This is a genomic window from Saccharibacillus deserti, assembly GCF_013618475.1.
In the GTDB taxonomy this organism is placed as follows: domain Bacteria; phylum Bacillota; class Bacilli; order Paenibacillales; family Paenibacillaceae; genus Saccharibacillus; species Saccharibacillus deserti.
On the sequence record NZ_JABJVN010000001.1, the window covers coordinates 75,686 to 98,835 of the forward strand.

The following is a 23,150-nucleotide window of genomic DNA, read 5'->3' on the forward strand; positions in this document are numbered from 1 at the left end:
CACAACAAAGAGGGAGTTACATCCATGTTCAAACAGCTATTTGGACTTTTGCAGCGTGTCGGCAAAGCGGTTATGCTGCCGGTGGCCATCCTGCCTGCGGCAGGTCTGCTGCTGGCGATCGGAACCCTGCTGGTCAGCCCCGATTTCCTGGAATTGGCGCCTGCGCTTGACGTGCAGTGGGTACAATCGATCGCAACCGTCCTCATGAAGGCGGGCGACATCGTCTTCGCCAACCTGCCGCTGCTGTTCGCAGTCGGCGTCGCGGTCGGATTATGTGACGGAGAAGGCGTTGCGGGCCTCGCGGCGATCGTCGGTTTCCTGATCATGAACGTCACGCTTGGCGTCGTTGTCGGCGTTACGCCGGCTCTGACCGGCGAAACCGGTCTGGGCTACGCAAGCGTGCTCGGCATCCCGACATTATCCACCGGCGTGTTCGGAGGTATCATTATCGGGATACTGGCCGCAGTCATGTACAAAAAGTTCTTCCGGATCGAACTGCCGTCGTATCTGGGCTTCTTCGCCGGCAAACGTTTCGTTCCGATCATGACGGCGGCAATGTCGATTCTGGTCGGCCTGCTGCTCGTGATCGTCTGGCCTCCGATTCAGCACGGTCTGAACTCGCTGTCGAACGTGATGATCAACGGCAATCCGACGCTATCGGCTTTCGTCTTCGGTGTCATCGAACGTTCGCTCATTCCGTTCGGTTTGCACCACATTTTCTACTCGCCGTTCTGGTATGAATTCGGCGAATACGTCAACAAAGCGGGCGAAGTATTCCGCGGCGACCAACGGATCTTCATGGCGCAGATGAGAGACGGCGTAGACTTCACGGCCGGCATGTTCATGACCGGTAAGTTCCCGTTCATGATGTTCGGTCTTCCGGCCGCGGCTCTGGCGATCTACCACGAAGCCCGTCCGGAACACAAGAAATACGTGGCCGGTATCATGGGTTCGGCGGCTCTGACCTCGTTCCTGACAGGGATCACCGAACCGCTGGAATTCTCGTTCCTGTTCGTCGCTCCTGTCCTGTTCGGGATTCACGTGGTCTTCGCGGGTCTGTCGTTCATGACGATGCAGCTTCTCAACGTCAAGATCGGAATGACCTTCTCGGGCGGTCTGATCGACTTCCTGCTGTTCGGGGTTCTTCAGAACCGTACGGCTTGGTGGAATGTCATTATCGTCGGTCTCGTACTGGCAGTCATTTACTACTTCGGTTTCCGTTTCGCCATCCGCAAGTTTAACCTGAAGACACCGGGCCGCGAAGATGCGACGGAAGAATCGGCGGGCGCTTCGCAGAGCAAAGGAACCGCAGGCGAACTGCCGCAAAACATTCTGTCCGCTCTTGGCGGACGCGAAAATATCTCGAACCTCGATGCCTGCATCACGCGCCTTCGCGTTCAGGTCAACAATGTCGGCAGTGTCGACAAAGACCGCTTGAAGAACCTCGGCGCGGCCGGCGTACTGGAAGTCGGCAACAACATCCAGGCGATCTTCGGAACACGTTCCGATACGATCAAATCGCAAATTCAGGACATCATGTCGGGACGCACTCCGGTCGAAGCGCCGGCTGCCGCCGTCGAACTTCCGGAGAAAAATGCCGCAGCCTCCGACGCGGCCGAAGCGATCGACGTACTGAACGAAGAAACCATCGTGTCGCCGGCCAACGGCGAACTGCAGGACATCTCGAATGTTCCCGATCCGGTCTTCTCGCAGCGTATGACGGGTGACGGTTTCGCGGTTCTTCCTTCGGACGGCAATATCGTATCGCCGGTCAACGGAACGATCTTCAATGTGTTCCCGAGCAAGCATGCGATCGGCATCATGTCCGAAGCGGGCAAAGAAATTCTGGTCCATATCGGTGTGAACACCGTTAAACTTAAAGGCCAAGGGTTTAATGTATTGGTAGCGGAAGGCGACGCCGTTATGGCGGGCCAGCCGATTCTCGAAGTCGATCTGGCTTATGTGCGGGAGCATGCTCCTTCGATCATGACGCCGGTCATCTTCTCCAATCTGCCGGAAGGTGCCAAAGTTACCCTGCTCAAGACCGGCACCGTCAAAGCGGGAGAAGCCAACATCGTTTCGATCAAATAAGCCGCAGGGCGATTAAGATCGGACCAGGGAACACCGCGGTGCGAAACGGCTCAGGACGCGCTTCGCACCGCCGGGATTCCTTATAGAAGCAAAGCATGCAAAAGCAGTTAAATCAGCAAACAGCAGGCAAGCGTGCAAATGGAAGACAAGTAAGCTATAATAAGTATGGTAACTTTAAAAACAGAACATAATTGGAGGAACTCTATCATGGAAAAAACATTCAGAATCGTAGACGAAGACGGTATTCATGCACGTCCGGCAACGGCACTGGTCAATACGGCTAACAAATTCAAATCGACGGAATCGTTCGCGGAAGCCAACGGCAAACGCGTAACGCTCAAATCGATCCTTGGCGTTCTGTCCCTCGGTCTGGAAAAAGGATCGACGCTGACACTGATCACGCAGGGCGAAGAAGAAGCAGCGGCTCTCCAGGCTCTGGAAGACGTAATGGTCGGAGAAGGTCTGGGCGAAGTAAATGCTTAATATTTCCGGAATCGCGGCTTCGGCCGGCATCGCTATCGCTAAAGCGTTTCGCCTGGAGCATCCGGATTACACCGTAACCCAGCAAACGGTAAAAAATGCGGAAGCGGAAATCGCAAAGCTCGACGACGCGCTTGCGAAATCGCAGGTTGAACTTGAGCGCATCAAAGAACGGACCCTGCAGGAACTGGGCGCCCAAAAAGCGGAGATCTTCGAATCGCATCTGCTGATTCTGAACGATCCCGAGCTGATCAGCCCGGTCAAAGACATGATCGTCAACGATCAGGTTAACGCGGACTATGCGCTGAACGAGACTTCCAAGCAGTTCGTGACGATGTTCGAGAACATGAAGAGCGTTTACCTGCAGGAACGTGCGGCGGATATGAAAGACGTCACTAAACGGATCCTCGGTCATCTGCTCGGTCTGAACGTGCAAAATCCCGCGGAAATCAGCGAAGAAGTGATCGTGATCGCCGAAGACCTTACGCCTTCGGATACGGCCCAGTTGAACCGCAAGTACGTCAAAGGCTTTACGACGAACATCGGCGGACGTACTTCGCACTCGGCAATCATGGCCCGCTCGCTCGAAATTCCGGCTGTTGTCGGAACCAAGAACGTGCTGGAACAGGTACAGCCGGGCGATCTCGTCATCGTCGACGGTCTGGAAGGCCAGATCATCGTGAACCCGAGCGACGAAGTGGTGGCCGAATACCGCGACAAGCAGGTCAAATACGACGAGCAGCGTGCCGAATGGCGCAAACTGCGCGGCGAAAAGACTCTGTCGACGGACGGCGTCCATGTCGAGCTGGCTGCCAATATCGGCACGCCGAACGACGTAGCCGGCGTACTCGATAACGGCGGCGAAGGCGTAGGTCTGTACCGGACGGAATTCCTGTACATGGGCCGCGACAAACTGCCGTCCGAAGACGTTCAGTACAATGCCTACAAAACGGTACTCGAGAAAATGGAAGGCAAGCCGGTCGTTGTCCGCACATTGGACATCGGGGGCGACAAAGAACTTCCGTATCTCGATCTGCCGAAGGAAATGAACCCGTTCCTCGGTTTCCGGGCTATCCGTTTGTGCCTGGATCGTCAGGATATCTTCCGTACCCAGCTCAGAGCCCTGCTGCGCGCAAGCGTACACGGCGATCTGCGCATCATGTTCCCGATGATCGCGACTCTGGTCGAGTTCCGGGAAGCCAAAGCGCTGCTTGAAGAAGAACGCGCCAACCTCAAGAGCGAAGGCATTGCGGTGGCGGATGAGATCCAGCTCGGCATCATGGTCGAGATTCCTTCGACTGCCGTGCTGGCCGATCAATTTGCAAAAGAAGTCGACTTCTTCAGCATCGGCACCAACGACCTGATCCAGTACACGATGGCCGCAGACCGGATGAACGAACGCGTCTCCTATCTGTACCAGCCTTATAACCCTTCGATTCTGCGCTTGGTTGACATGGTCATCAAAGCGGCGCACAAAGAAGGCAAATGGGCCGGCATGTGCGGCGAAATGGCCGGCGACTCCGTCGCGATTCCGCTGCTGCTGGGTCTGGGCCTCGATGAATTCAGCATGAGCGCCACTTCCATTCTGCCGGCACGCAGCCAGATCTCCAAATTGTCCCGCGCGGACATGCAGGAACTGGCAGCGAAAGCACTGGAATGTGCGACAGCCGAAGAAGTTGTGGCTTTGGTCGAAGCGATCCAAGCCTGATTAAGGGCTTTACGCATTTCGTACCTTACGTTAGGTCTGTATGATCTCTGTCGCTCCGGCGTGTTCGCCGAGCATCTTGGCACGCCGAAGCTGCGTCCGTCCGGTTCCTTTACAGGGAGCCGGATTTTTTTGTTTGAAGCGGCTGCTGATTCGGCAAAAGTTAGGCAGCATCAAAAGGCCAAAAGGCGGATTGGGCGAGCAGAAATATCCGCAAGCTTGTTTATTTTTCCACACAAAAAAAGAACCGGCAGAGGTCTGCCGGTTCTTTTTGGCTTGGAGGAAAGTTTTTGATCGGTTAAGCTCGAATGGGCAGAAGAGAAATTCCGGCGAAGGAGCGATAGCGTTCGCCTTTGTACGGGGGAAGCGGCCGCTTGAAGCCTGTTCCAGCTTCCTCCGTGCAACACGCGACCGCAGCGAAATTTCTCTGTCAGCCCCTGTGGCGCCCCTAGCGAATAGGATTTACCCGGCCATAGCTAAGCATCGTCCGGTTCCCCGCCTCCTACCACAGACTTTGAATATTCACGCCTTTCGGCTCCGCCTGCGGATCGCTTTCGTTGATATGGTCGTAGAACATCACGCCGTTCAGGTGATCCAGCTCATGCTGCATGACGATTGCGGGATACCCTTTGAGCTTCAGCAGCAGTTCCTTGCCGTTCTCGTCGTAGGCTTTGAGTTTGATTTTCTCGTAGCGGGGGACGATGCCTTCGACCGGGCGGTCGACGGACAGGCAGCCTTCGCCGTCCGGCAGATACGTCATCGCCGCGGAGTGGCTGACGATTTTCGGATTGAACAGCTTATATTCGTACAAGGTCGGATTTTCTTCTTCGTCTTCCATGATATCCGTGAACAGCACCGCGAACATCCGGCGATCGAGGCCAACCTGGTTGGCGGAAATGCCTACACCCGCACGCAGTCCGTACTTCTCGGCCAGTTCGTCGTCTTGGCTTTCTTTGAGATAACGCATCATCGCATCCATGGCATTCCGGTCTTCGTCGGAAAGAGGGAATTCCACTTCCGCAACTTTGCGGCGCAGAATCTCGTGGCCTTCGCGGACGATATCGTCCATTGTAATTCGGTAATCTTTATCGGTGAGTGACATAATCGTGATATACCTCGGCTTCCTGAAAATTTGTTGGGGTCAAACGGCCGCCGGACCTGCGTAACGCGCAATAAGCGGACCTTCTTCTATTATGAAGCGGCCCGCCTCAAAAGAAAAGCCGCTTTGCCGGAAAAATCCGGGAAAGCGGCGGGGAGAAACGGATGGCAAGGTTGAGCCTTCCGTTTAGGCTTTAGCTGCAGGCGCAGTTTAGGACCGGCTTGCGCGCGGCGTTCGTCTCGTCGAGACGGGTGACCGGCGTCGTGTAAGGCGCGTTCAGCAGAAGTTCCGGATTTTCTTCGGCTTCCTTGGCGATCCGGATCATCGTGTCGATAAAGCCGTCGAGCGTTTCTTTGCTTTCCGTCTCGGTCGGCTCGATCATGATGCATTCTTCGACGTTGAGCGGGAAATAGATGGTCGGCGGGTGATACCCGAAATCGAGCAGCCGCTTGGCGACATCCAGCGTGCGCACGCCGTATTTTTTCAGTCCGCTGCCGCTCATGACGAATTCGTGTTTGCACGGACCGGCGAACGGCACTTCGTAATGGTCTTTGAGGCGGGTCATCATATAGTTGGCGTTGAGCACGGCGCATTCGGAGACGCGGCGCAGGCCGTCCGGACCGTAGGTGCGGATATAGGCATACGCGCGCACGAGAATGCCGAAGTTGCCGTAATACGCTTTAACGCGGCCGATCGAAGTCGGGGAGGGAGCGGCCAAACCGTACGAACCGTCTGCCAGCTTCTCGACGATCGGAGCCGGCAGGTACGGGATCAGGATCGACTTGACGCCGACCGGACCCGCGCCGGGACCTCCGCCGCCGTGCGGCGTGCTCATCGTCTTATGCAGATTGAGATGCACGACGTCGAAGCCCATGTCGCCCGGACGCGTGATGCCCATGATCGCGTTGGAGTTGGCACCGTCGTAATAGAGCAGGCCGCCCGCTTCGTGCACGATCTGCGCGATTTCGACGATTTGTTCTTCGAACAGTCCGAGCGTGCTCGGGTTGGTCAGCATGAGGGCGGCCGTATCGGAACCGACGGCGGCGCGCAGCGTGTCGAGATCGACCATGCCTTTGGCGTTCGACGGAATGGTCACCGTCTCGAAGCCGGCCACGGTCGCGCTCGCCGGATTGGTACCGTGCGAAGAGTCCGGCACGATTACTTTGGTGCGCTGATGTTCGCCGCGCTCTTCGTGGTAGCTGCGGATCATCATCAGGCCCGCCCATTCGCCATGCGCGCCGGCGGCCGGCTGGAGCGTAACGGCGTCCATGCCGGTCAGCGCGGCCAGGTCGCTTTGGAGCGTGTACATCAGCTCAAGCGCGCCCTGCGCGCTCGATACCGGCTGATACGGGTGAATCTTGGCGAAGCCGGCATAGCGTGCCACGTCTTCGTTGATCTTCGGGTTGTATTTCATCGTGCAGGAGCCGAGCGGATAGAAGCCGTTGTCCACGCCGAAGTTGCGGCGGGACAGTCCCGTGTAATGGCGGATGACGTCGACTTCGTACACTTCCGGCAGGGCGGCGGCATCGCTGCGCTTGAATTCGGCCGGGAGCCAGTCCGCGGCTTCTTCTTCGCTGAACGGCACGTCGCAGTCCGGCAGCGAATAGGCGACGCGGCCGGGGGTGCTGAGTTCGAAAATCAGGGAGCAATCTTCTTTGGCGTCGAGGCCTGTCGGCGTCGTCAGATCGAGGCTCGTGTTCATAGACTTCCCTCCAAAATTTCCGCGAAGCGGTCGATGTCTTCCTTGGAACGTCTTTCGGTGACGGCGATCAGCAGGGCGCTGCCCAGTTCCGGATATTCGCGCGACAGGTTATAGCCGCCGATGAAGCCTTCTTCCAGCAGTTTTTCGTTCAGGGCGTCGATGTCCGTGCCTTCCGGCAGCTTCAGCACGAACTCGTTGAAGAACGGCGAAGTGAAAGCGGGCTTCACGTCGTGGATCGAACCGAGCTGTTTGGCGGCGTAATGGGCTTTTTTGAGGTTCAGGTCGCAGACGTCGATCATGCCCTGGCGGCCCATAACGGACAGATAGACCGAAGCGGACAAAGCGAGCAGCGCCTGGTTGGAGCAGATGTTCGACGTCGCTTTGTCGCGGCGGATATGCTGCTCGCGCGCCTGAAGCGTCAGCACGAAGCCGCGCTTGCCGTTCTTGTCGGTCGTCTGGCCGACGATGCGGCCGGGAATTTTGCGCATGAGCGCTTTGGAGACGGCGAAATAGCCGCAGGTCGGTCCGCCGTACGAACCGGAGATGCCGAGCGGCTGCGCGTCGCCGACCGTGATATCCGCGCCGAGCCGGCCCGGCGCTTCCAGCAGGCCGAGCGACAGCGGATTCGCGCTGACGACCAGCAGTCCTTTTTGCGCATGGACGAGCTCGCCGATGCTTTTGACGTTTTCCACGGCGCCGAAAAAGTTCGGCGATTGAACGAGTACAGCCGCGGTATCGCCGTCGATCATGTTTTCCAGCTGCTTCAGGTCGGTCACGCCGTTCTCGAAGCCGGCTTCGACTACTTCGATGCCGAGTCCGTACGCGTACGTGCGTACGACCGCCCGGGTCTCCGGGTGCACCGTGCTCGCGATAATGATCTTTTTGCGTTTGGTGGCGCCGCTTGCGAGCGAAGCCGCTTCGGCCATCGCCGTCGCGCCGTCGTACATGCTGGCGTTGGCGACTTCCATGCCGGTCAGCTCGCAGATATACGATTGGAACTCGAAGATTGCCTGCAGCTCGCCCTGGCTCACTTCCGGTTGGTACGGTGTGTAAGCCGTATAAAATTCCGAGCGAGAGATGACATGGTTGATGACGACCGGAACCTGGTGATCGTACAGCCCGGCTCCGAGGAAGCTGGCGTAGCGGTCGCTGTCGGCGTTTTTGCCGGCGAGCTGCGTCATGTGGCGCAGCAGCGCCGCTTCGTCCAGGGCGCCGGACATCGGCAGCGTACCTTCGTAACGGACGTTTTTCGGAATGTCGACGAACAGGTCCTCCATGCTTTGCGCGCCCACGGCGGCGAGCATATCGCGTTCGTTCTGCTCGGTCATCGGAATATAACGGTGTTTCTTCAAGGCGTATTCACTCCCTTTTCGGATTGGACGTTGTCGGACGGGTTATGTTGAATCAGCGCTTTGTGCGCCGGGGTGTTTTTGTAAAAAGGAGCTTTGACGACTTCGGCCTGCAGCTTTCTGCCGCGGATCTCGACTTCGATCTTCGTGCCGATCGCCGCGAATTCCGTTTCGATCAGCGCCAGCGCCAGATTGCGCTTGAGCGTCGGCGACTGCGTGCCGGTCGTCACTTCGCCGATCCGGCGTCCTTCGGCGAAGACGGGATAATGCGAGCGCGCGATGCCGCGGTCGATCATTTCCAGGCCGACGAGCTTGCGCGGCACGCCCGCTTCCTTCTGGGCGGCCAGCGCTTCGCGGCCGATAAAATCGCCTTTGCCGAGCTTCACGAAGTAGCCGAGGCCCGCTTCGAGCGGCGTGATGTCCGCCGACAGCTCCTGCCCGTACAGCGGCAGCTTGGCTTCGAAGCGCAGCGTGTCGCGGGCACCGAGCCCGCACGGCAGCAGACCGAACGGTTCTCCGGCAGCAATCAGATCGCGCCAGATTGCGGCAGCGAATTCGGGAGCGGCGTAGATCTCGAAGCCGTCTTCGCCGGTATAGCCGGTGCGGGAAATGTAAGCCAGCGTTCCTTCGAATACGCCTGTTTCGATAAAGTGAAACGGCTTGAGATCGTCGAGCGCCGGTTCGTTGCAGACTTTCTTGAGAATCTTCAGCGAAGCCGGACCCTGCAGCGCGATCAGCGCGGTGCCTTCGGAAGCATCGCGGAATTGGACCGACTCGGGCATGTGCGACTGGATCCACTGCGCGTCTTTGTCGATATTGCCCGCATTGACGACGAGCATGTAATGCCCTTCGCGAATTTGATAAACGAGCAGATCGTCCACGACGCCTCCGTTTTCGTAGCACATGAACGTATACATCACCCGGCCGTCTTCCAGCGAAGCGATATCGCCTGTGATCAGCTTGGACAAGAATTCACGGACACCTTCGCCGCTGAGGATGAACTCGCCCATATGCGAGACATCGAACAATCCCGCGCGTTCACGTACGGCCTCGTGTTCTTTTTGGATACCGAAGAACTGAACGGGCAGGTCCCAGCCCCCGAAATCGATGCAGCGGGGTTCGCCGGTCTCCGCATACAGCGGGTAGAGCGGGGTACGCTTGAGAGAAGTCATCGTGTAAGAGTCTCCTTAGGAAATCGGATTTGGTATTGGATAGCGCGAAAAAGGACAGGTCCCCAAAGACCGGCTCTCTTTTCCGTCCATACGGAAAAAGGGCCTGATCGAAAGGGCTCTGTCCTTGGTACCTGAGAGTTACCCCGCCGCCTAACTCCGATCAAGTGCGATCGGGACGTGCGGCAGGTTTCCCCTTGGGTGATCCGCCTGCGGTCCGGGTTCGAAAATTCCGGCTGCGCGGATGCTCTCCAGAGTGGCGTCCGGCACAGGTCCTTTTGCCTGAGAGATTCACCGCTTGAGGCGAGGTCCATAGACCTTGCGCCAATGTCCGGTTTACTCCTTCGGCGGCGCCCGCGCAAGCCCAATCGGCTCCCGGCGCTCTCTCCCTATGCTTTCACTCGCCTATGCGTCAATCGTCGAACGTTCGTGTTTTGCCAAATGCGGATCAAATGCTTTATCCTAATTATTAAGGGATGCGGCACCCCGTTGTCAACAAAACTTTAAAGCGTTCGAAAAATATTGTGAGGAACATTGACACGCCAAATAGGCTGCCGTAAGCTAAAAGTATTAGAAATTCCCGAACATCAAAAAGAATAATCCAGCCGAATGTTCGGCAATAAACCGAAATGGAGCGAAATGGACAATGAGCGAAATCAAAGCGGGTCTGTACTATACCAAGAATCACGAGTGGGTCGAAAAGCTGTCGAACGGCAATCTGCGGTTGGGCATTACCGATTTTGCGCAGCATCAGCTGGGCGATATCGTATTCGTTGAAGTTCCGGCCGAAGGTGCTGCGGTCACAGCGGAAGGCGAAGTCGGTTCGATCGAATCGGTCAAAACGGTCGCGGAACTGTATTGTCCGGTGGGCGGTACCGTAGCCGCAGTCAACGGAGCGCTTGAAACCGAGCCGGAACTCGTCAACAGCGCACCGTACGGCGAAGGCTGGATGATCGAAATCGAGCCGGACGGCGAAGCGGAAGATCGGCTTGCCGGGCTTCTGACTCCGGAGCAGTACGAAGCGGAGCAGCAGGACTAAGCGGATCGAATCCGGCAGGCGGGGTATGCGGGCGGTATCTGGCGTTCGCCCGCACCGATTCATATCCCTATAAACGGGGCAGCAAACGGCAGGCGTTCAAAAACGCTTCGTTTGCTGCCCATTTTGGCGTTTTGCGCGGCGTGCTGCAGAAGAAGCAAGGAGGCGTTGTTCATGGAGCCTGATTATCCGATTTTCTGCGAAGACTGCGAACCGCCGATCGGGGAACCGGATTTTGCGGAGCTGGAGCGGCGTTTCGGTTTTGAATTCCCTGCTGCGTTCAAAGCCCACTATCTGCAGTTCAATGGCGGTTATCTGCCGGAGGCGCAGATGGAGCGGCAGCGGATCGCTTTTGGCGGATTCGAGCCGATCCGGTACGGAGAGCTTCCGGCCGAACGGCTGTATATGGACCTGCTGGAATCTTTTCCGCAGCTGCCGGGATTGTTCCCGTTCGCTTACGATCAGGGCGGCAGCTGTTTTCTGATCGGGCTGCAGCCCGGGATGTATCGGCACCGCATTTATATTTTTCTGATGGACGGCGAAGAACTCGTTCCCGTCGAAGATTCGTTTGAGCGCTTTATGATGCTGCTTGGCGAAGCCTGAGAGTTGTAGATAAGCCTGCGCATTCTGCGCGGGCTTATTCGGATTTGGAGGCTGTACGGATTGTCACGCGGCGGGGCCCTGGTTTATGATGGGGGATAAGCGATTATGCGGCAGTACGACTTGGAAAGATCCGAAGGAGGAGAACGCGGTGATACGAAAAACGGTGCTTGTAACCGGCGCGAATTCCGGCATGGGCCTGGCTGCTTCGGTCGAATTGGCCAAGCGGGGATACCGGGTGATCATGGCCTGCCGAAGTCTCGAACGCGGCCGTCAAGCTCTTCGGCGGGTGGAAGAGGCAGGCGGCCCAGGCTGCGCCGAGCTGGTGCTCTGCGATCTGGCCGATCTGGCTTCGATCCGGCGCTTCGCCGATGAAGTTCGCAGTCGGGTTTCCGCCCTGGATGTGCTGATTAACAATGCCGGGGTAGTCAGCCCCAAACGCCGGGAGACGGCGGACGGTTTCGAACTGGCACTGGGAGTCAATCATCTGGGACATTTTCTGTCGACCCATCTGCTGCTTGATCTGGTGAAAGCTTCGGCCGGCGGACGAATTGTCGTCGTAGCTTCGGGCGCCTACAAAGCGGGCCGGATTCACTTTGAAGATCCGCATCTGCGCACAAGTTACAACGTCGTCAAATCCTACGGACAATCCAAATTGGCCAATATTCTGTTCGCGCGCGAATTGGCGCTGCGGGTGTACGATGACGGCATTGCCGTCAATGCGCTGCATCCCGGCGCGGTTCTCACCCAATTGGGCGTGGACCGGGGGACGGGATTCGGCCAGGGCGTTTATCGCGCACTCGGCCGGATGCCTTCGTTCCAAACGCCCGAACAGGGAGCTTCGACAGCCGTGTATCTGGCGGACAGCCCGGAAGTGGAAGGGATCTCGCGCGAGTACTTTTACCGGCGCCGTCCGAAATCCCTGGACCGGAAAGCGGAAGACGACGACACGGCCCTTAAGCTGTGGGAGTGGAGCGAGCGCGAGGTGGGACTGCGTTAACGAACCGAAAGCACCGAATCGCAAATAGAAAAAGACATCGGCCGAACCGGAAAATATGCGGCGGCATCGGCCAATCCATAATGGGGGACTATAACATGACGACATCCAACAAAGCGACATCCGATCAAACGCCGGTTATCGAACTGGCGGCATTCGAAGATCTGCCGGCAATCGTGGACATTTACAATTCGACCATTCCCGGACGCAAAGTCACCGCCGATCTCGAGCCGATTACGGTAGAAAGCCGGCATGCCTGGTTTGCAGAACATGAACCTTCGCGCCGTCCCTTGTGGGTGATGCGGCAAAACGGACGGGTTGCGGCCTGGATCAGTCTTCAGTCTTTCTACGGACGGCCGGCCTACAATGCGACGGCGGAAGTCAGTATCTATGTGGACGAGTCGCTGCGGGGCACGGGCGCGGGCAGCCGTCTGCTGGAGAAAGCGATAGCCGAAAGTCCGGCGCTCGGCGTCGATACGCTGCTCGGTTTCGTTTTCGGGCACAATGAGCCGAGCATCGGTCTGCTGCGCAAATACGGCTTCGAATCGTGGGGACATCTGCCGCGCGTAGCCGTGTTGGACGGCGTGGAGCGCGATCTGGTGATTTTGGGTCTGCGAATCCGCGGATAGGGTAACCAACCGTAGGGCCAAATTAGGATACGAAAGGGAGTTTGGCGAAGAAAAAGTGTGGAAAAGGTGCGTCCGTCCGGCTTTTTTCGTCCAAATATATAGGGAGCAAGACAAGCAAGAAAACAAAGGCGGAAGCCGAACGGAAAAAGGAGCGGGAACTCGGCGCGCAAAAGCGGTGTCCGGGAATTCCGGGTTCTGCGGTTTCGTTCGGTCGGAGGCCTTTTTCAACGGAAAGAAACGTTTGCATGCACAGAAGGCGGATAACAGAAACGAAGCGATCAAGACGTCCGTGCGAAGAAGCGGGACGTCCGAACAAAGGGGGAACGGACATGGCCGATACGCTGAATTTTAACGACACATTGGATTGTCCCGATTTCGAAGCCTATCCTTACGGGGATTTGGGGCTGACGTTTTCCCCGCAGTACAGCACGTTCAAGGTATGGGTACCGGGGGCGGAGAAAGTGCGCGTTGCGCTTTACGAAGACGAAGGGCAGTACGACGCGCTAGGCCGGGTGACCGACCATTCGGGCGGGCGCGAACTGACCATGGAAGAAGACGAATACGGCGTATGGAGTATCGTGGTGCCCGGGGACCTCGAAGGCCATTATTACCTGTATCACATCACGTACAAAATGGGCGAGCAAGCGCACAACCGGTACGTGATCGATCCATACGCCAAAGCGGCTTCGGCGAACGGTCAGCGCGGAGCGATCGTCAACATGAAGCGCACCGATCCGGAAGGCTGGGAAAGCGATATCCGGCCTCCGCTGCGCCATCCGGTCGACTCGGTCATTTACGAGCTGCATGTACGCGATTTTTCGGCTTCCGAAGATGCGAAGATGAATCATTCCGGACAGTATCTCGCATTTGCGGAAGCGGGCATCCAGACGAAGGAAGGACGAAAAATCGGCATCGATCATCTGGAGGAGCTGGGCGTCACGCATGTTCATCTGCTGCCGGTTTACGATTTCTGCACGGTCAACGAGTGCGACGTGACAACGGAATCGTACAACTGGGGTTACGATCCGCAGAATTACAATGTGCCGGAAGGTTCATACGCTTCCGACCCGCGCAATCCGGAATCGAGAATACGCGAGCTCAAAAAGCTGGTGCAGTCCCTGCATGCCCGCGGGATCCGGGTCGTGGTGGATGTGGTGTTCAACCATACGTTTTCGGTGGAAGACGGGCCTTTCGATCCGGTAGTACCGGGGTATTTTTACCGGTTCAACAAGTACGGACAGCTCAGCAACGGCTCGGGAGTCGGCAATGAACTGGCGACGGAGCGGCCGATGGTGCGCAAATATATCCTCGATTCGCTGCTGTATTGGGCGGAAGAGTATCATCTCGACGGTTTCCGGTTCGATCTGATGGGGCTGATCGATACCACAACGATGCGAACGATCGCTTCGGTACTGCACGAGAAGATCGATCCGACGATGCTGATCTATGGCGAGCCGTGGACGGCCCTGGACACTCCGCTGCGTGAACCGACGCTCAAAGGTTCCCAGCAGGGCGGAGGATTCGCCGTATTCAACGATAACTTCCGCAACGCGATCAAAGGCGACGGCGATGGCTGGGGAACGGGATTTATCAGCGGCGCGCCGGATAAGGAAGGCGAGATCGCCCAGGGAATACGCGGTTCGGTCCACGATTTTGCCGCGGAACCGGCAGAAAGCGTCAACTATGTGACCGCGCACGACAATTTGATCTTGTGGGACAAACTGGTCAAGTCGCGCGGGCAGTGGGAAGCTGCGGGACTGGTCGAGTTTGACAACGGCAAACCCGCATCCGGCGAAGACGCGGCCGATGCCGTAGCGGCGTGCGACCCGTATCGTATCTTGAGCGAAGATCCGCTGGAACACGATCTGGTCAAAAGACAGCTGCTCGCTTACGGCCTCGTCCTCACTTCGCAGGGCATTCCGTTTATCAGTGCGGGCGACGAGATGCTGCGCAGCAAATTCGGCGATCATAACAGCTATCGCAGTCCGGATGTCGTCAACGCGATCCGCTGGACCAACAAAGACCGATTCCATACGGTTACCGATTATATTCGCGGCCTGATCGAGCTGAGACGTTCCCACCGGGCATTCCGGCTCAAGACGCGCGGCGATATCGAGAAACATATGGACGTGTTCCGTATGCACGGCGGCGTTGTGGGCTTTATGCTGAACGATCACGCGGGCGGCGATCTGTGGCGGACCATTGCGGTCGTGCACAACGCTTCGGAGTCGGAACAAACGATCGAACTGCCTGCCCGTGCGCGCTCATGGAAAATCGTGGTCGATTCGCGCCGCGCCGGAACGCAGGTGCTGGGCGAAGCGTCCGATTTCGTACAGGTGCCCGCCCTGTCGAGCATGGTGCTCTACGATGAGGAAGACGATTACACGCCCGAGCCTTCGCTGCTGGAATGGGAGAATATGCCGGGTGTCGTACAACCGGGCGAAAAATTGTTCCTGCAGGCGACCGTACGCGACCAGCGCGGACGCCGGATGCCGGAAGCGGAAGTCTCCTATCATTCTTCCGATCCCGAGAAGATTATCATCCGGCGCGACGGATCGGCCTGGGCAATCGGAATGGGACGGGCGCTGATTACGGCCGTATGCGGCGACATGCAGAGCAGTACCGCGATTCTGATCGAGCGCCGGACGCTGCATCAGATCGGAATCGTCATGGAAGACGAAGTGAGACGTCTGTACGTGGGGCGCAGTCTGAAACTGCGGGCCGAGCCCAAAGACCCGTTCGGCAATCCCATGTCGGCTTCGCGTCTGGAATGGCGTTCCAGCGACGTAGGGATCGCCACGGTAAATCAAGCAGGCCGGGTTACGGGAGTAAAACCGGGCCGTGCGGTCATCTCGGTATTCGGCGATGGCGTACAGGCACAGCTTGCGCTGGAAGTGCGCGATTACGAGCTTCGCCGTCTCATTCTGGAATACGAACGGGACGACCGCGATTATGCGGGCTGGAACCTATGGATGTGGGGGGCAGCTTTCGGCAGCCGCAGAGTCGACTTTGCCGATATTAAGGGCGATACGGCGTCCGCCTTGTTGGAAGTGGCACCCGATGCCAACAGCCTGGGCTTTATAGTTCGGCACGAGGAATGGGAGAAGAAAGATATTGCGGCCGACCGGTATATCGACCTCGGAGCGATTACCGGCGATTGGATTCGGATCCGGATTCGCAGCGGCGAATTCCGCGTCTCGGCGGAAGCGCTGGATGAAGCCGATATTCCGGCGGAACAGGAGAAGTTTGCCCGGCTGGAGCAGGAAGCCGCCGAGCGGGCGGAGTCAAGCTCCGATCCGGCAGTAGATGCCGCGGATCACGGAACGGGACAGGCGGAAGAAGCCGAACTGCCAGGCGAAGCGGATTCCGGTTCGACGGAAGTTCAGTCCGGGGGATCCGAATCGGAACCGCCGGCGACGGTCGAAGCGGCGGAGAACCGTTCCGGCACGGACAGCGAAGAACAAGCGGAAGCCGGCGACGGCACCCAGTCGCCGAAAAGCGGCGGGGACTTCGGCGCGGGGATTTGAACACCCGATAGGCCATAGACGACAAACAAAGAACCTTCGGCTGCTCGCCGAAGGTTCTTTGTTTGCGTTCATGCCGATTCCGGCCGATCCTATTCGCCGGACCCCGGCAGTCGGACGCCGTTCGCTCAGTTCTCCGATCCGTCCAGGTACACGGCTCTGCCCGTTCGTGCCGATTCGTAGATCGCTTCGAGAATCTCGGACACAACGCAAGCCTGCTCGGGCGTAACGGTAGGCGTCAGATCCTGTTCGATCGCTTCAATCCAGCGGAACATTTCAAGATCGGAATCGCTCTCGGCTTTGCCTTCGTAGAACGCTACGCCGCCGGAAGACAGATCGACTTCCTTGGTGTACAAGCGGCCGAACTCCTCGCCGTTGATCCGCAGGCCGTTCTTCATATCCGCGCCGCCTTCGCTGCCGCTCAGGCTGCATTTGGATTCGTCCACGTCAAGCGAATTCAGGGCCCAGCTGGATTCCAGCACGACCGTTGCTCCGTTTTCCATCACGACCATGCCAAAAGCCGAATCTTCGACCTTGAATTTCTCGGGATCCCAAGGGCCCCAGGCATTGGCGGCATTCTCTCGCTGGGACAGCTCGTGGTATTTGGTGCCGAGCACTACTTTGGGTTTGTAGTTGTCCATCATCCACAGCGTGAGATCCAGCGCATGGGTGCCGATATCGATCAGCGGACCTCCGCCCTGCTTGTCTTCGTCGAGAAATACGCCCCAGGTCGGTACCGCTCTGCGGCGGATCGCATGGGCCTTGGCATAATAGATATGGCCCAGCGTTCCGGCTTCGCAGACTTTTTTGAGATGCTGGCTGTCCGGACGGAAACGGTTGTTGTAGCCGATCGTCAGCTTTTTGCCGCTGCGCTCCGCCGCTTGTACCATTTGACGCGCTTCCGCTGCCGTTTTGGCCATCGGCTTCTCGCACATCACGTGCTTGCCCGACTCCAGCGCGGCGATCGAGATCCGTGCATGCGATTCGTTTGGCGTCAAGACGTGAATAATATCGATCGTAACGTCCCGCAGCAGCTCGGTATAGTCGGTGTAGACTTTGGCTCCTTCGGTGCCGTATCGGGCTGCGGCTTCTTCCGCCCGTTCCGGTACCACATCGCAGAAAGCGACCAATTCGACGTTGCCCAGCCTGCTCAGACTCGGCAGATGTTTGCCGTTTGCGATACCGCCGCAGCCGACGATACCGATTTTATACGTTTGGCTCATGATGATTCACCTCGTTTGGGATATGGGAAAACGACTCGGGCGGCGTTTCGGCGGGATGCCGATGCAGCTCGGACCGCTTGGCTTTTCGGTACACGGAAGGAGAGAGCCCCATCCGTTTGCGAAAAACGGTATGCAGATAAGCGGCGGTCGAAAAACCTTCCAGTTCCGCGATCCGCTCGATAGACAAGCTGCCGTTCCGCAGTCTGTCGCATACGGCCAGCAGCCGGATATCTTCCAGCACCCGGCTGAACGGCCGGTCGGGATCGACGCCCCGGAAAATGCGCTGAAGCTGCCTTGGACTCAGATCAAGCTTCTCCGCGACGTCTTCCAGCCGGAGACCCGATGTATAATTGGCTTCCATATAACGCACGGCGTAGTCGTAGCGGTACGCGGCCATATCGCGGCTGGGCGCTTCGGTGCCGACATCGCCGGAATCGTACGCCTGGATCGTTTTGAGCAGAATAGCGATGACCTGCATACGGATCGCGGTATAGTAGCCGATCCGTTTGGTCTCGCACGCTTCATACGCTTCCAAAAAACACGGCATCGCTCCGTGGCTGTCCGGTGCGGGACGAATCGGCAGCACGTTCAGCTTCTGCATACAATCTTCGGCTTCGGCCGCTTCCCAGGGGTCGGCCGCCGGATTGAACTTGGGGACGATGTCGAGATGCAAACACAGCTCTTCCATGGCCCGATGGGGATCGGCTTCCTGGTAATGCATCACACCCGGCCCCGTCAGATACAGCAGACCTTCCGACAGCGAGTAGGGCTGACCGTCCAGAATGACCCGGCCCGCGCCGCGCGGGATAAAATGAAATTCGTAAGTCGAATGGTTATGGAAATTGATGATGCGTCCGGGCTCGAACGAGGTGAGGTGGAAACGGAGCACTCGAATCTCGTAATGGCCCCAATTTACCGCAATCTCAAGCCGCTCCAGAATATCCCCTTTGTCGAACATGGTCTCATAAGGAAAAGCAGTGCGTACAAAACGTCCCGTCATTTAGGCATTCAGCTCCCGCGGCGAAATCGCTTGGCCTTCCCGTGCCGAGCGGTTGGCCGCTTCCATCAGACGGGTGAGTTCGATCGCCGCCGCCACATTCTCCGAAGCCGTTGTTCCTTCCTGAATATGGCGGACCCACTGTTCGAAAGCGCTCTCCCGGTTCTCCGGCAAAGATTGTTCGGTCCATTCGGAAGCGGAAGTATCCCGTTTGGACCGAAGCAGCAGTTTGTTCTCCGGCGTCCCGTAGAGAAGAGTGCCTTCCGTACCGTGGACTTCGACGGCGAAAGGCGAATGGGCATTGACGAATCCCGCTTCCACCGAAGCGATCGCTCCCGATGCCGTCGACAGTGTCGCCTGGGCATTGTCTTCGACTTCCCGGCCGGTCACGTAACCGAAAGTCGCGCTCACACCGGTAACCGGTTCTCCGAGGAACAGGGCGGACAGATACATCGGATGACAGCCCAGATCGATCAAGGCGCCCCCGCCGCACTGCTCCGCGCTATAGAAATGTTCCGGCAGCCAGCCGGCCAGCGCTCCGTCGTGCGACAATCGGGCCCGGACATAGGTGATGCGGCCGAGCCGTCCACTCTTTAGGATGTCCTGGATCGCAAGCGTATAGCCTTCGTTCAGACGAGGCAGCGAAACGGTCAGTTTGACGCCTGCGCGGTCGACTTCTTCGACGATCTCCGAGACGTCCGCCGCAGTCGCCGCAATGACTTTTTCCGTAAAAATATGCTTGCCCGCACGGGCTGCTTCGACCATGACTTCCTTGTGCCGGTAGGTCGGCGCATCCACGATGATTGCGTCGACAAGGCCGGAACCCAGCATGCCGCCGAGTGTTTCGTAATAAGGAACCCCGAGCTTTTCGGCCGCTTCCCGGCCCCGATCCGGAATTTCGTCCCATACGGCCGTAATCGCCGTGTCGGGATGGCTCTGCGCCTGAGCGATATAATCCCAAGCGTGCACATGCCACAGACTTGCTTTGCCTACACGAATCGTCAATGAATCGTCCTCCTGTCGCCCTATCTAAAATTCTGACATTTCCCTACTTAAAATAGCATACGCTCTTTCCGAATTCACTAAAACCATACGACATTTAACATTCAATATTGCGACATCTATTTGAGAGAGAGCGATCCCGTCCCGCGATTTGCGAGTGCGTTGTTTAGGCGGGGCGGTTTCCGGTTATCCCCTAAAGGAAGGGAGCTGCCGGGCAGTGCGGAAGCCGTCAGCGGCAGTTTAGAGCCAAAAGGAGGAAAGCCATGGAACGGGAACACGATACGCGGGTCGGGCAGCAAAGCGGATCCGCCGATTATTGGAAAGAAGGCGTGCTGTACCAGCTGTATCCGCCAAGCTTCAAAGACAGCGACGGCGACGGTTGGGGCGATATCGGCGGCATGCTGGAAAAAGTGGACTATCTGGCCGAACTCGGCGTCAGCGCCGTCTGGATCGGTCCGGTATGCGATTCGCCGATGGAAGATAACGGTTACGATATTCGCGATTACTATAAGATTCACGACGCGTACGGGACGATGGAGCAGATGGAAGAACTGATCGCCAAACTGCACGAGCGCGACATCCGGCTGATCATGGACATGGTCATCAACCATACGTCGGACGAACATCCGTGGTTCGAGGCATCCCGGTCGTCCAAAGACAATCCGTACCGCGATTATTACATCTGGAAGCCGCCGGGCGAAGACGGAGGACCTCCCAACAACTGGCGGTCTTTTTCGGAAGAATCGGCCTGGGAATTCGATGAAGCGACCGGCGAATACTACTTGCACATTTTCGATAAAAAACAGCCCGATCTGAATTGGCAGAATGAAGCGATGCGGCGGGATCTGTACAAAATGATCACGTTCTGGCTGGACAAAGGGGTGGACGGGTTCCGTCTGGATGCGATCAACATGATTTCCAAAGATCCGTCGTTCCCGAACGCGCCGGAGGAAGCCCGTCATCCGAGAGGCCAGCAGTTTTACAAAAACGGCCCGGGCATTCACGAACTGCTGCGCGAGCTGAACGAGGAAACGTTCGGCCGTTACCCGGGCACGCTGACACTGGGCGAAGCGCCTACCGTCACGATGGACGAAGTAGTCCGGTATACCGCTCCCGAGCGGCGCGAGATGGATATGGTGCTGCAGATGGAATTGATCCGGCTGGGCAAAGACTTCGGCGATCCGTGGAAAACCGACCCCGATTGGTCGCCCGTTACGCTCAAGGAAAGCGTCGTGCGCTGGTACAAAGAGGTCTTTGGCCGGGGCGCCTACGCGACCTATCTGAATACGCACGATCATCCGCGCATGATCGGAACCCTGTTCGGCAGGGGGGCGGGCCGTGGTTCCGGCCAAACCGACACGGACTTGAACGAAGCGGCGGCCAAAGCGATCGGAACGTTTCTGCATACGCTGCCGGGAACTCCGCTCGTTTATCAGGGCGAAGAACTGGGCATGCCCAATGCCGATTACCGGTCGCCAGGCGATTATCGGGACAAAGCGACGGCTGCCGCCTACAAGCGCCTTACCGCGCAGGGCATGGAGCCGGAACAAGCCCTTGCCGGTCTGCATGCGCGAAGCCGGGACGGCGCCCGTTCGCCCATTCGCTGGACCAACGAAGCGCAGGGCGGGTTTACCACCGGCACGCCGTGGATTCCGCTGGCGCCGGAAGGAAACGAGGCGAATGCGGAAGACCAGCGCAGCGACCGGAATTCGGTCTTCCACCACTACCGCCGGCTGATCGAACTTCGCAAGCAGTCTCCCGTCCCGGCACATGGAGATCTTACGATGCTGCCGCTGGAGGACGAGTGGATGTTCTTCTACATCCGCGAAGCGCAGGGCGAGCGCTGGATGATCTTGGTCAATTTCTCGCATGAAGCCCGGGAATGTTCCGTCAACGGCGAATGGGCAAGGTTGGCCGAAACGGGCGAGCTGCTGCTCGGCAGTGCGCCGGCGCATGCCGGAACTTCGGGGGCCGGCGCACCGTTCCGGCTGGTGCAAGGAGAGTACAAGCTGCATCTGCTGCCGTACCAATCCGCCGTGTACCGTCTTGCGTCGGCAGGCGAATAGGAATCGGCGGAGTTTCCGTCAAGCTCTGCCGTTCTCGGGAAAATGAACATCAAAAAAGCGGTTCCCGTCAAAGGGAACCGCTTTTTGGTGTATCCGATTTTCATAGCCGCCCGGCTTCAAAACGAGGTTTGAATCAAGCTTCCTGTTTTTCTTCGAAAGTCGTGCATTCCGCCGTATGGTCGGGAGCGAAGATCACTTCGATCTTGTCGGCCGTGCAGCTGTTGGCTTCCCAGTTGGTGCAATCCGAAACTTGGCATTGGATATCAGACATATTAAAAACCTCCGTGTGCATTGGATTTTTGCTGCGGACTGACCGTCATGGCAACAAAACTTATAAATCCAATATAACACAAATAAGCGGGTTCGCAACCCGCGTTTTAAGAAAAATATGAATATTCGGGACTGAAATCGAACGAAATGTTCGGAAATGGTGAGGATGATTTTCATTGTCGAGATAATGAGATTCACTCTCTGGAGAATGAGACTCACTCTCAGGATATACCCAATTTATCATATCATCAGCGAAGATTCAACCGAAACCGTAAAATTTTGAAAACATTTTCGGTCTGGGCTTTTCAAAGCGGTTTCACGGAAAAGAGGAAAGGTTACCCAATAAATGACACAAACAAATCCACGCGTCATCATTCACAGCGACAGGGAGGAAATAGATCATGACAACAGGAGCCTTGGCAGGTAAAGTAGCCGTGGTAACGGGAGCAGGTTCGGGAATCGGAAAAGCCAGCGCGATTCGGTTTGCACAGGAAGGAGCCAAGGTAGCGGTTCTGGAACTGACGGCGGATACGGCGCAGCAGACGAAACAGGAAATCGAAGCGGGCGGCGGCGAGGCGCTGGTCGTGGAATGCGACGTATCGGATCCCGAGTCGGTAAAAGAAGCAGTCGCAAAAGTGGGGGAAACCTGGGATCGTATCGACGTCGTTTTTGCCAATGCGGGCATTAACGGAGCGGCGGCGCCGATCGAGACGATGGAGATCGAAGACTGGAACAAAACGCTTGAAACCAATCTCCGCGGCACTTTTGCCACGGTCAAATATGCGATCCCTTATTTGAAAAAAGAAGGGGGAAGCGTCATTATCACAAGTTCCGTCAACGGAAACCGGATTTTCTCGGGTACGGGCTTTGCCGCCTATTCGTCTTCCAAAGCCGGGCAGGTCGCTTTTGCCAAGATGGCGGCTCTGGAACTGGGACGTTACAAGATTCGGGTCAACGCCATTTGCCCGGGAGCCATCGACACCAATATCGACAAAAATACGTTCCCGAGCGACGACCTGGAAGAAATTGCGATTCCCGTGGAATATCCGGAAGGCAGCCACCCGCTCAAAGGCAAACCCGGCAAGCCGGAAGAAGTCGCCAAACTGGTTCTCTTCTTGGCATCGGACGAATCCTCGCATGTCAGCGGTACCGAAATGTATGTCGACGGTGCGGAATCCCTGCTCTGACATCCGTTATGGGGTGGCACCGCC

Annotated in this window: 18 protein-coding genes and 1 riboswitch; of the genes, 10 read left to right on the forward strand and 8 right to left on the reverse strand. The window is 57.4% G+C overall.

Annotation, left to right across the window (positions count from 1 at the left end):
* Positions 1–24: 24 nt before the first annotated feature.
* The 3 genes from ptsG to ptsP all read left to right on the forward strand — a co-directional run bounded on the left by ptsG (position 25) and on the right by ptsP (position 4,279).
* On the forward strand, positions 25–2,091 hold the full coding sequence (gene ptsG / locus HOP44_RS00350) for a glucose-specific PTS transporter subunit IIBC (RefSeq protein WP_172249558.1): 2,067 nt from the start codon (positions 25–27) through the stop codon (positions 2,089–2,091).
* Positions 2,092–2,298: 207 nt separating this feature from the next.
* Positions 2,299–2,574 carry an HPr family phosphocarrier protein gene (locus tag HOP44_RS00355; protein WP_088489220.1) on the forward strand — a complete coding sequence of 92 codons (276 nt, stop codon included), beginning with the start codon at positions 2,299–2,301 and terminating at the stop codon, positions 2,572–2,574.
* Complete coding sequence (gene ptsP, locus HOP44_RS00360; protein ID WP_172249560.1) at positions 2,567–4,279, forward strand: phosphoenolpyruvate--protein phosphotransferase; 1,713 nt, start codon at positions 2,567–2,569, stop codon at positions 4,277–4,279. Before HOP44_RS00355 ends, ptsP begins: the two co-directional genes overlap by 8 nt.
* Before the next feature lie 499 nt (positions 4,280–4,778).
* Here the strand turns inward: ptsP and def are convergent, their stop codons facing one another.
* From def to gcvT, 4 genes are all read right to left on the reverse strand, one after another.
* Positions 4,779–5,378 carry a peptide deformylase gene (gene def / locus HOP44_RS00365; protein WP_172249562.1) on the reverse strand — a complete coding sequence of 200 codons (600 nt, stop codon included), beginning with the start codon at positions 5,376–5,378 and terminating at the stop codon, positions 4,779–4,781.
* Between the two features lie 190 nt (positions 5,379–5,568).
* Positions 5,569–7,077 (reverse strand): aminomethyl-transferring glycine dehydrogenase subunit GcvPB, encoded by a 1,509-nt coding sequence (gene gcvPB / locus HOP44_RS00370; protein ID WP_172249564.1) that lies wholly within the window; start codon positions 7,075–7,077, stop codon positions 5,569–5,571.
* Positions 7,074–8,429 carry an aminomethyl-transferring glycine dehydrogenase subunit GcvPA gene (gene gcvPA / locus HOP44_RS00375; RefSeq protein WP_281367760.1) on the reverse strand — a complete coding sequence of 452 codons (1,356 nt, stop codon included), beginning with the start codon at positions 8,427–8,429 and terminating at the stop codon, positions 7,074–7,076. Before gcvPA ends, gcvPB begins: the two co-directional genes overlap by 4 nt.
* Positions 8,426–9,598, reverse strand: coding sequence for a glycine cleavage system aminomethyltransferase GcvT (gcvT, locus tag HOP44_RS00380; protein WP_172249566.1), 1,173 nt, complete (start codon positions 9,596–9,598; stop codon positions 8,426–8,428). The genes gcvPA and gcvT overlap by 4 nt, the downstream gene beginning before the upstream one ends.
* Before the next feature lie 257 nt (positions 9,599–9,855).
* A riboswitch (glycine riboswitch) is annotated at positions 9,856–9,996 on the reverse strand.
* A 245-nt stretch (positions 9,997–10,241) separates the two neighbouring features.
* Between gcvT and gcvH the strand changes: the two genes are divergently transcribed.
* The 5 genes from gcvH (at position 10,242) to pulA (ending at position 16,384) form a co-directional block, all read left to right on the forward strand.
* The gene (gcvH, locus tag HOP44_RS00385; RefSeq protein WP_172249568.1) at positions 10,242–10,634 is read left to right on the forward strand and encodes a glycine cleavage system protein GcvH; all 393 of its coding nucleotides are present in this window, start codon (positions 10,242–10,244) and stop codon (positions 10,632–10,634) included.
* Between the two features lie 171 nt (positions 10,635–10,805).
* The gene (locus tag HOP44_RS00390; protein WP_172249570.1) at positions 10,806–11,234 is read left to right on the forward strand and encodes an SMI1/KNR4 family protein; all 429 of its coding nucleotides are present in this window, start codon (positions 10,806–10,808) and stop codon (positions 11,232–11,234) included.
* 148 nt (positions 11,235–11,382) lie between these two features.
* On the forward strand, positions 11,383–12,231 hold the full coding sequence (locus HOP44_RS00395; RefSeq protein WP_343059678.1) for an SDR family oxidoreductase: 849 nt from the start codon (positions 11,383–11,385) through the stop codon (positions 12,229–12,231).
* A 95-nt stretch (positions 12,232–12,326) separates the two neighbouring features.
* Complete coding sequence (locus HOP44_RS00400) at positions 12,327–12,857, forward strand: GNAT family N-acetyltransferase (RefSeq protein WP_172249572.1); 531 nt, start codon at positions 12,327–12,329, stop codon at positions 12,855–12,857.
* 329 nt (positions 12,858–13,186) lie between these two features.
* Entirely contained in the window at positions 13,187–16,384 is a 3,198-nt protein-coding gene (gene pulA / locus HOP44_RS00405) for a type I pullulanase (RefSeq protein WP_172249574.1), read from the forward strand.
* Between the two features lie 125 nt (positions 16,385–16,509).
* On the opposite strand, the gene HOP44_RS00410 is transcribed toward pulA, so the two are convergent.
* The 3 genes from HOP44_RS00410 to HOP44_RS00420 are packed head-to-tail and all read right to left on the reverse strand — an operon-like array spanning position 16,510 to position 19,606.
* Positions 16,510–17,604, reverse strand: coding sequence for a Gfo/Idh/MocA family protein (locus HOP44_RS00410; protein ID WP_172249576.1), 1,095 nt, complete (start codon positions 17,602–17,604; stop codon positions 16,510–16,512).
* Positions 17,588–18,604, reverse strand: a complete 1,017-nt coding sequence (locus tag HOP44_RS00415) for an AraC family transcriptional regulator (RefSeq protein ID WP_172249578.1) — start codon at positions 18,602–18,604, stop codon at positions 17,588–17,590. The genes HOP44_RS00410 and HOP44_RS00415 overlap by 17 nt, the downstream gene beginning before the upstream one ends.
* Positions 18,605–19,606 carry a Gfo/Idh/MocA family protein gene (locus HOP44_RS00420; RefSeq protein WP_172249580.1) on the reverse strand — a complete coding sequence of 334 codons (1,002 nt, stop codon included), beginning with the start codon at positions 19,604–19,606 and terminating at the stop codon, positions 18,605–18,607. It lies immediately after the preceding gene.
* 260 nt (positions 19,607–19,866) lie between these two features.
* Between HOP44_RS00420 and HOP44_RS00425 the strand changes: the two genes are divergently transcribed.
* Complete coding sequence (locus HOP44_RS00425) at positions 19,867–21,669, forward strand: glycoside hydrolase family 13 protein (protein ID WP_172249582.1); 1,803 nt, start codon at positions 19,867–19,869, stop codon at positions 21,667–21,669.
* A 133-nt stretch (positions 21,670–21,802) separates the two neighbouring features.
* Here HOP44_RS00425 and HOP44_RS00430 read toward each other — a convergent pair whose 3' ends face one another.
* On the reverse strand, positions 21,803–21,940 hold the full coding sequence (locus tag HOP44_RS00430; RefSeq protein WP_172249584.1) for a DUF1540 domain-containing protein: 138 nt from the start codon (positions 21,938–21,940) through the stop codon (positions 21,803–21,805).
* A 400-nt stretch (positions 21,941–22,340) separates the two neighbouring features.
* Here HOP44_RS00430 and HOP44_RS00435 point away from each other — a divergent pair, with 400 nt between their 5' ends.
* Positions 22,341–23,126, forward strand: a complete 786-nt coding sequence (locus HOP44_RS00435; RefSeq protein WP_172249586.1) for an SDR family oxidoreductase — start codon at positions 22,341–22,343, stop codon at positions 23,124–23,126.
* The last annotated feature ends 24 nt before the right edge of the window (positions 23,127–23,150 follow it).

Bases quoted from the DNA above. Each gene is read 5' to 3' on its own strand.
- HOP44_RS00355 (WP_088489220.1), top strand. From the start codon at position 2,299: ATGGAAAAAACATTCAGAATCGTAGACGAAGACGGTATTCATGCACGT.
- ptsG (WP_172249558.1), top strand. From the start codon at position 25: ATGTTCAAACAGCTATTTGGACTTTTGCAGCGTGTCGGCAAAGCGGTT.
- def (WP_172249562.1), bottom strand. From the start codon at position 5,378: ATGTCACTCACCGATAAAGATTACCGAATTACAATGGACGATATCGTC.
- gcvPB (WP_172249564.1), bottom strand. From the start codon at position 7,077: ATGAACACGAGCCTCGATCTGACGACGCCGACAGGCCTCGACGCCAAA.
- HOP44_RS00400 (WP_172249572.1), top strand. From the start codon at position 12,327: ATGACGACATCCAACAAAGCGACATCCGATCAAACGCCGGTTATCGAA.
- gcvT (WP_172249566.1), bottom strand. From the start codon at position 9,598: ATGACTTCTCTCAAGCGTACCCCGCTCTACCCGCTGTATGCGGAGACC.
- HOP44_RS00390 (WP_172249570.1), top strand. From the start codon at position 10,806: ATGGAGCCTGATTATCCGATTTTCTGCGAAGACTGCGAACCGCCGATC.
- pulA (WP_172249574.1), top strand. From the start codon at position 13,187: ATGGCCGATACGCTGAATTTTAACGACACATTGGATTGTCCCGATTTC.
- HOP44_RS00425 (WP_172249582.1), top strand. From the start codon at position 19,867: ATGGAACGGGAACACGATACGCGGGTCGGGCAGCAAAGCGGATCCGCC.
- HOP44_RS00410 (WP_172249576.1), bottom strand. From the start codon at position 17,604: ATGAGCCAAACGTATAAAATCGGTATCGTCGGCTGCGGCGGTATCGCA.
- gcvH (WP_172249568.1), top strand. From the start codon at position 10,242: ATGAGCGAAATCAAAGCGGGTCTGTACTATACCAAGAATCACGAGTGG.
- HOP44_RS00415 (WP_172249578.1), bottom strand. From the start codon at position 18,604: ATGACGGGACGTTTTGTACGCACTGCTTTTCCTTATGAGACCATGTTC.
- HOP44_RS00430 (WP_172249584.1), bottom strand. From the start codon at position 21,940: ATGTCTGATATCCAATGCCAAGTTTCGGATTGCACCAACTGGGAAGCC.
- HOP44_RS00435 (WP_172249586.1), top strand. From the start codon at position 22,341: ATGACAACAGGAGCCTTGGCAGGTAAAGTAGCCGTGGTAACGGGAGCA.
- ptsP (WP_172249560.1), top strand. From the start codon at position 2,567: ATGCTTAATATTTCCGGAATCGCGGCTTCGGCCGGCATCGCTATCGCT.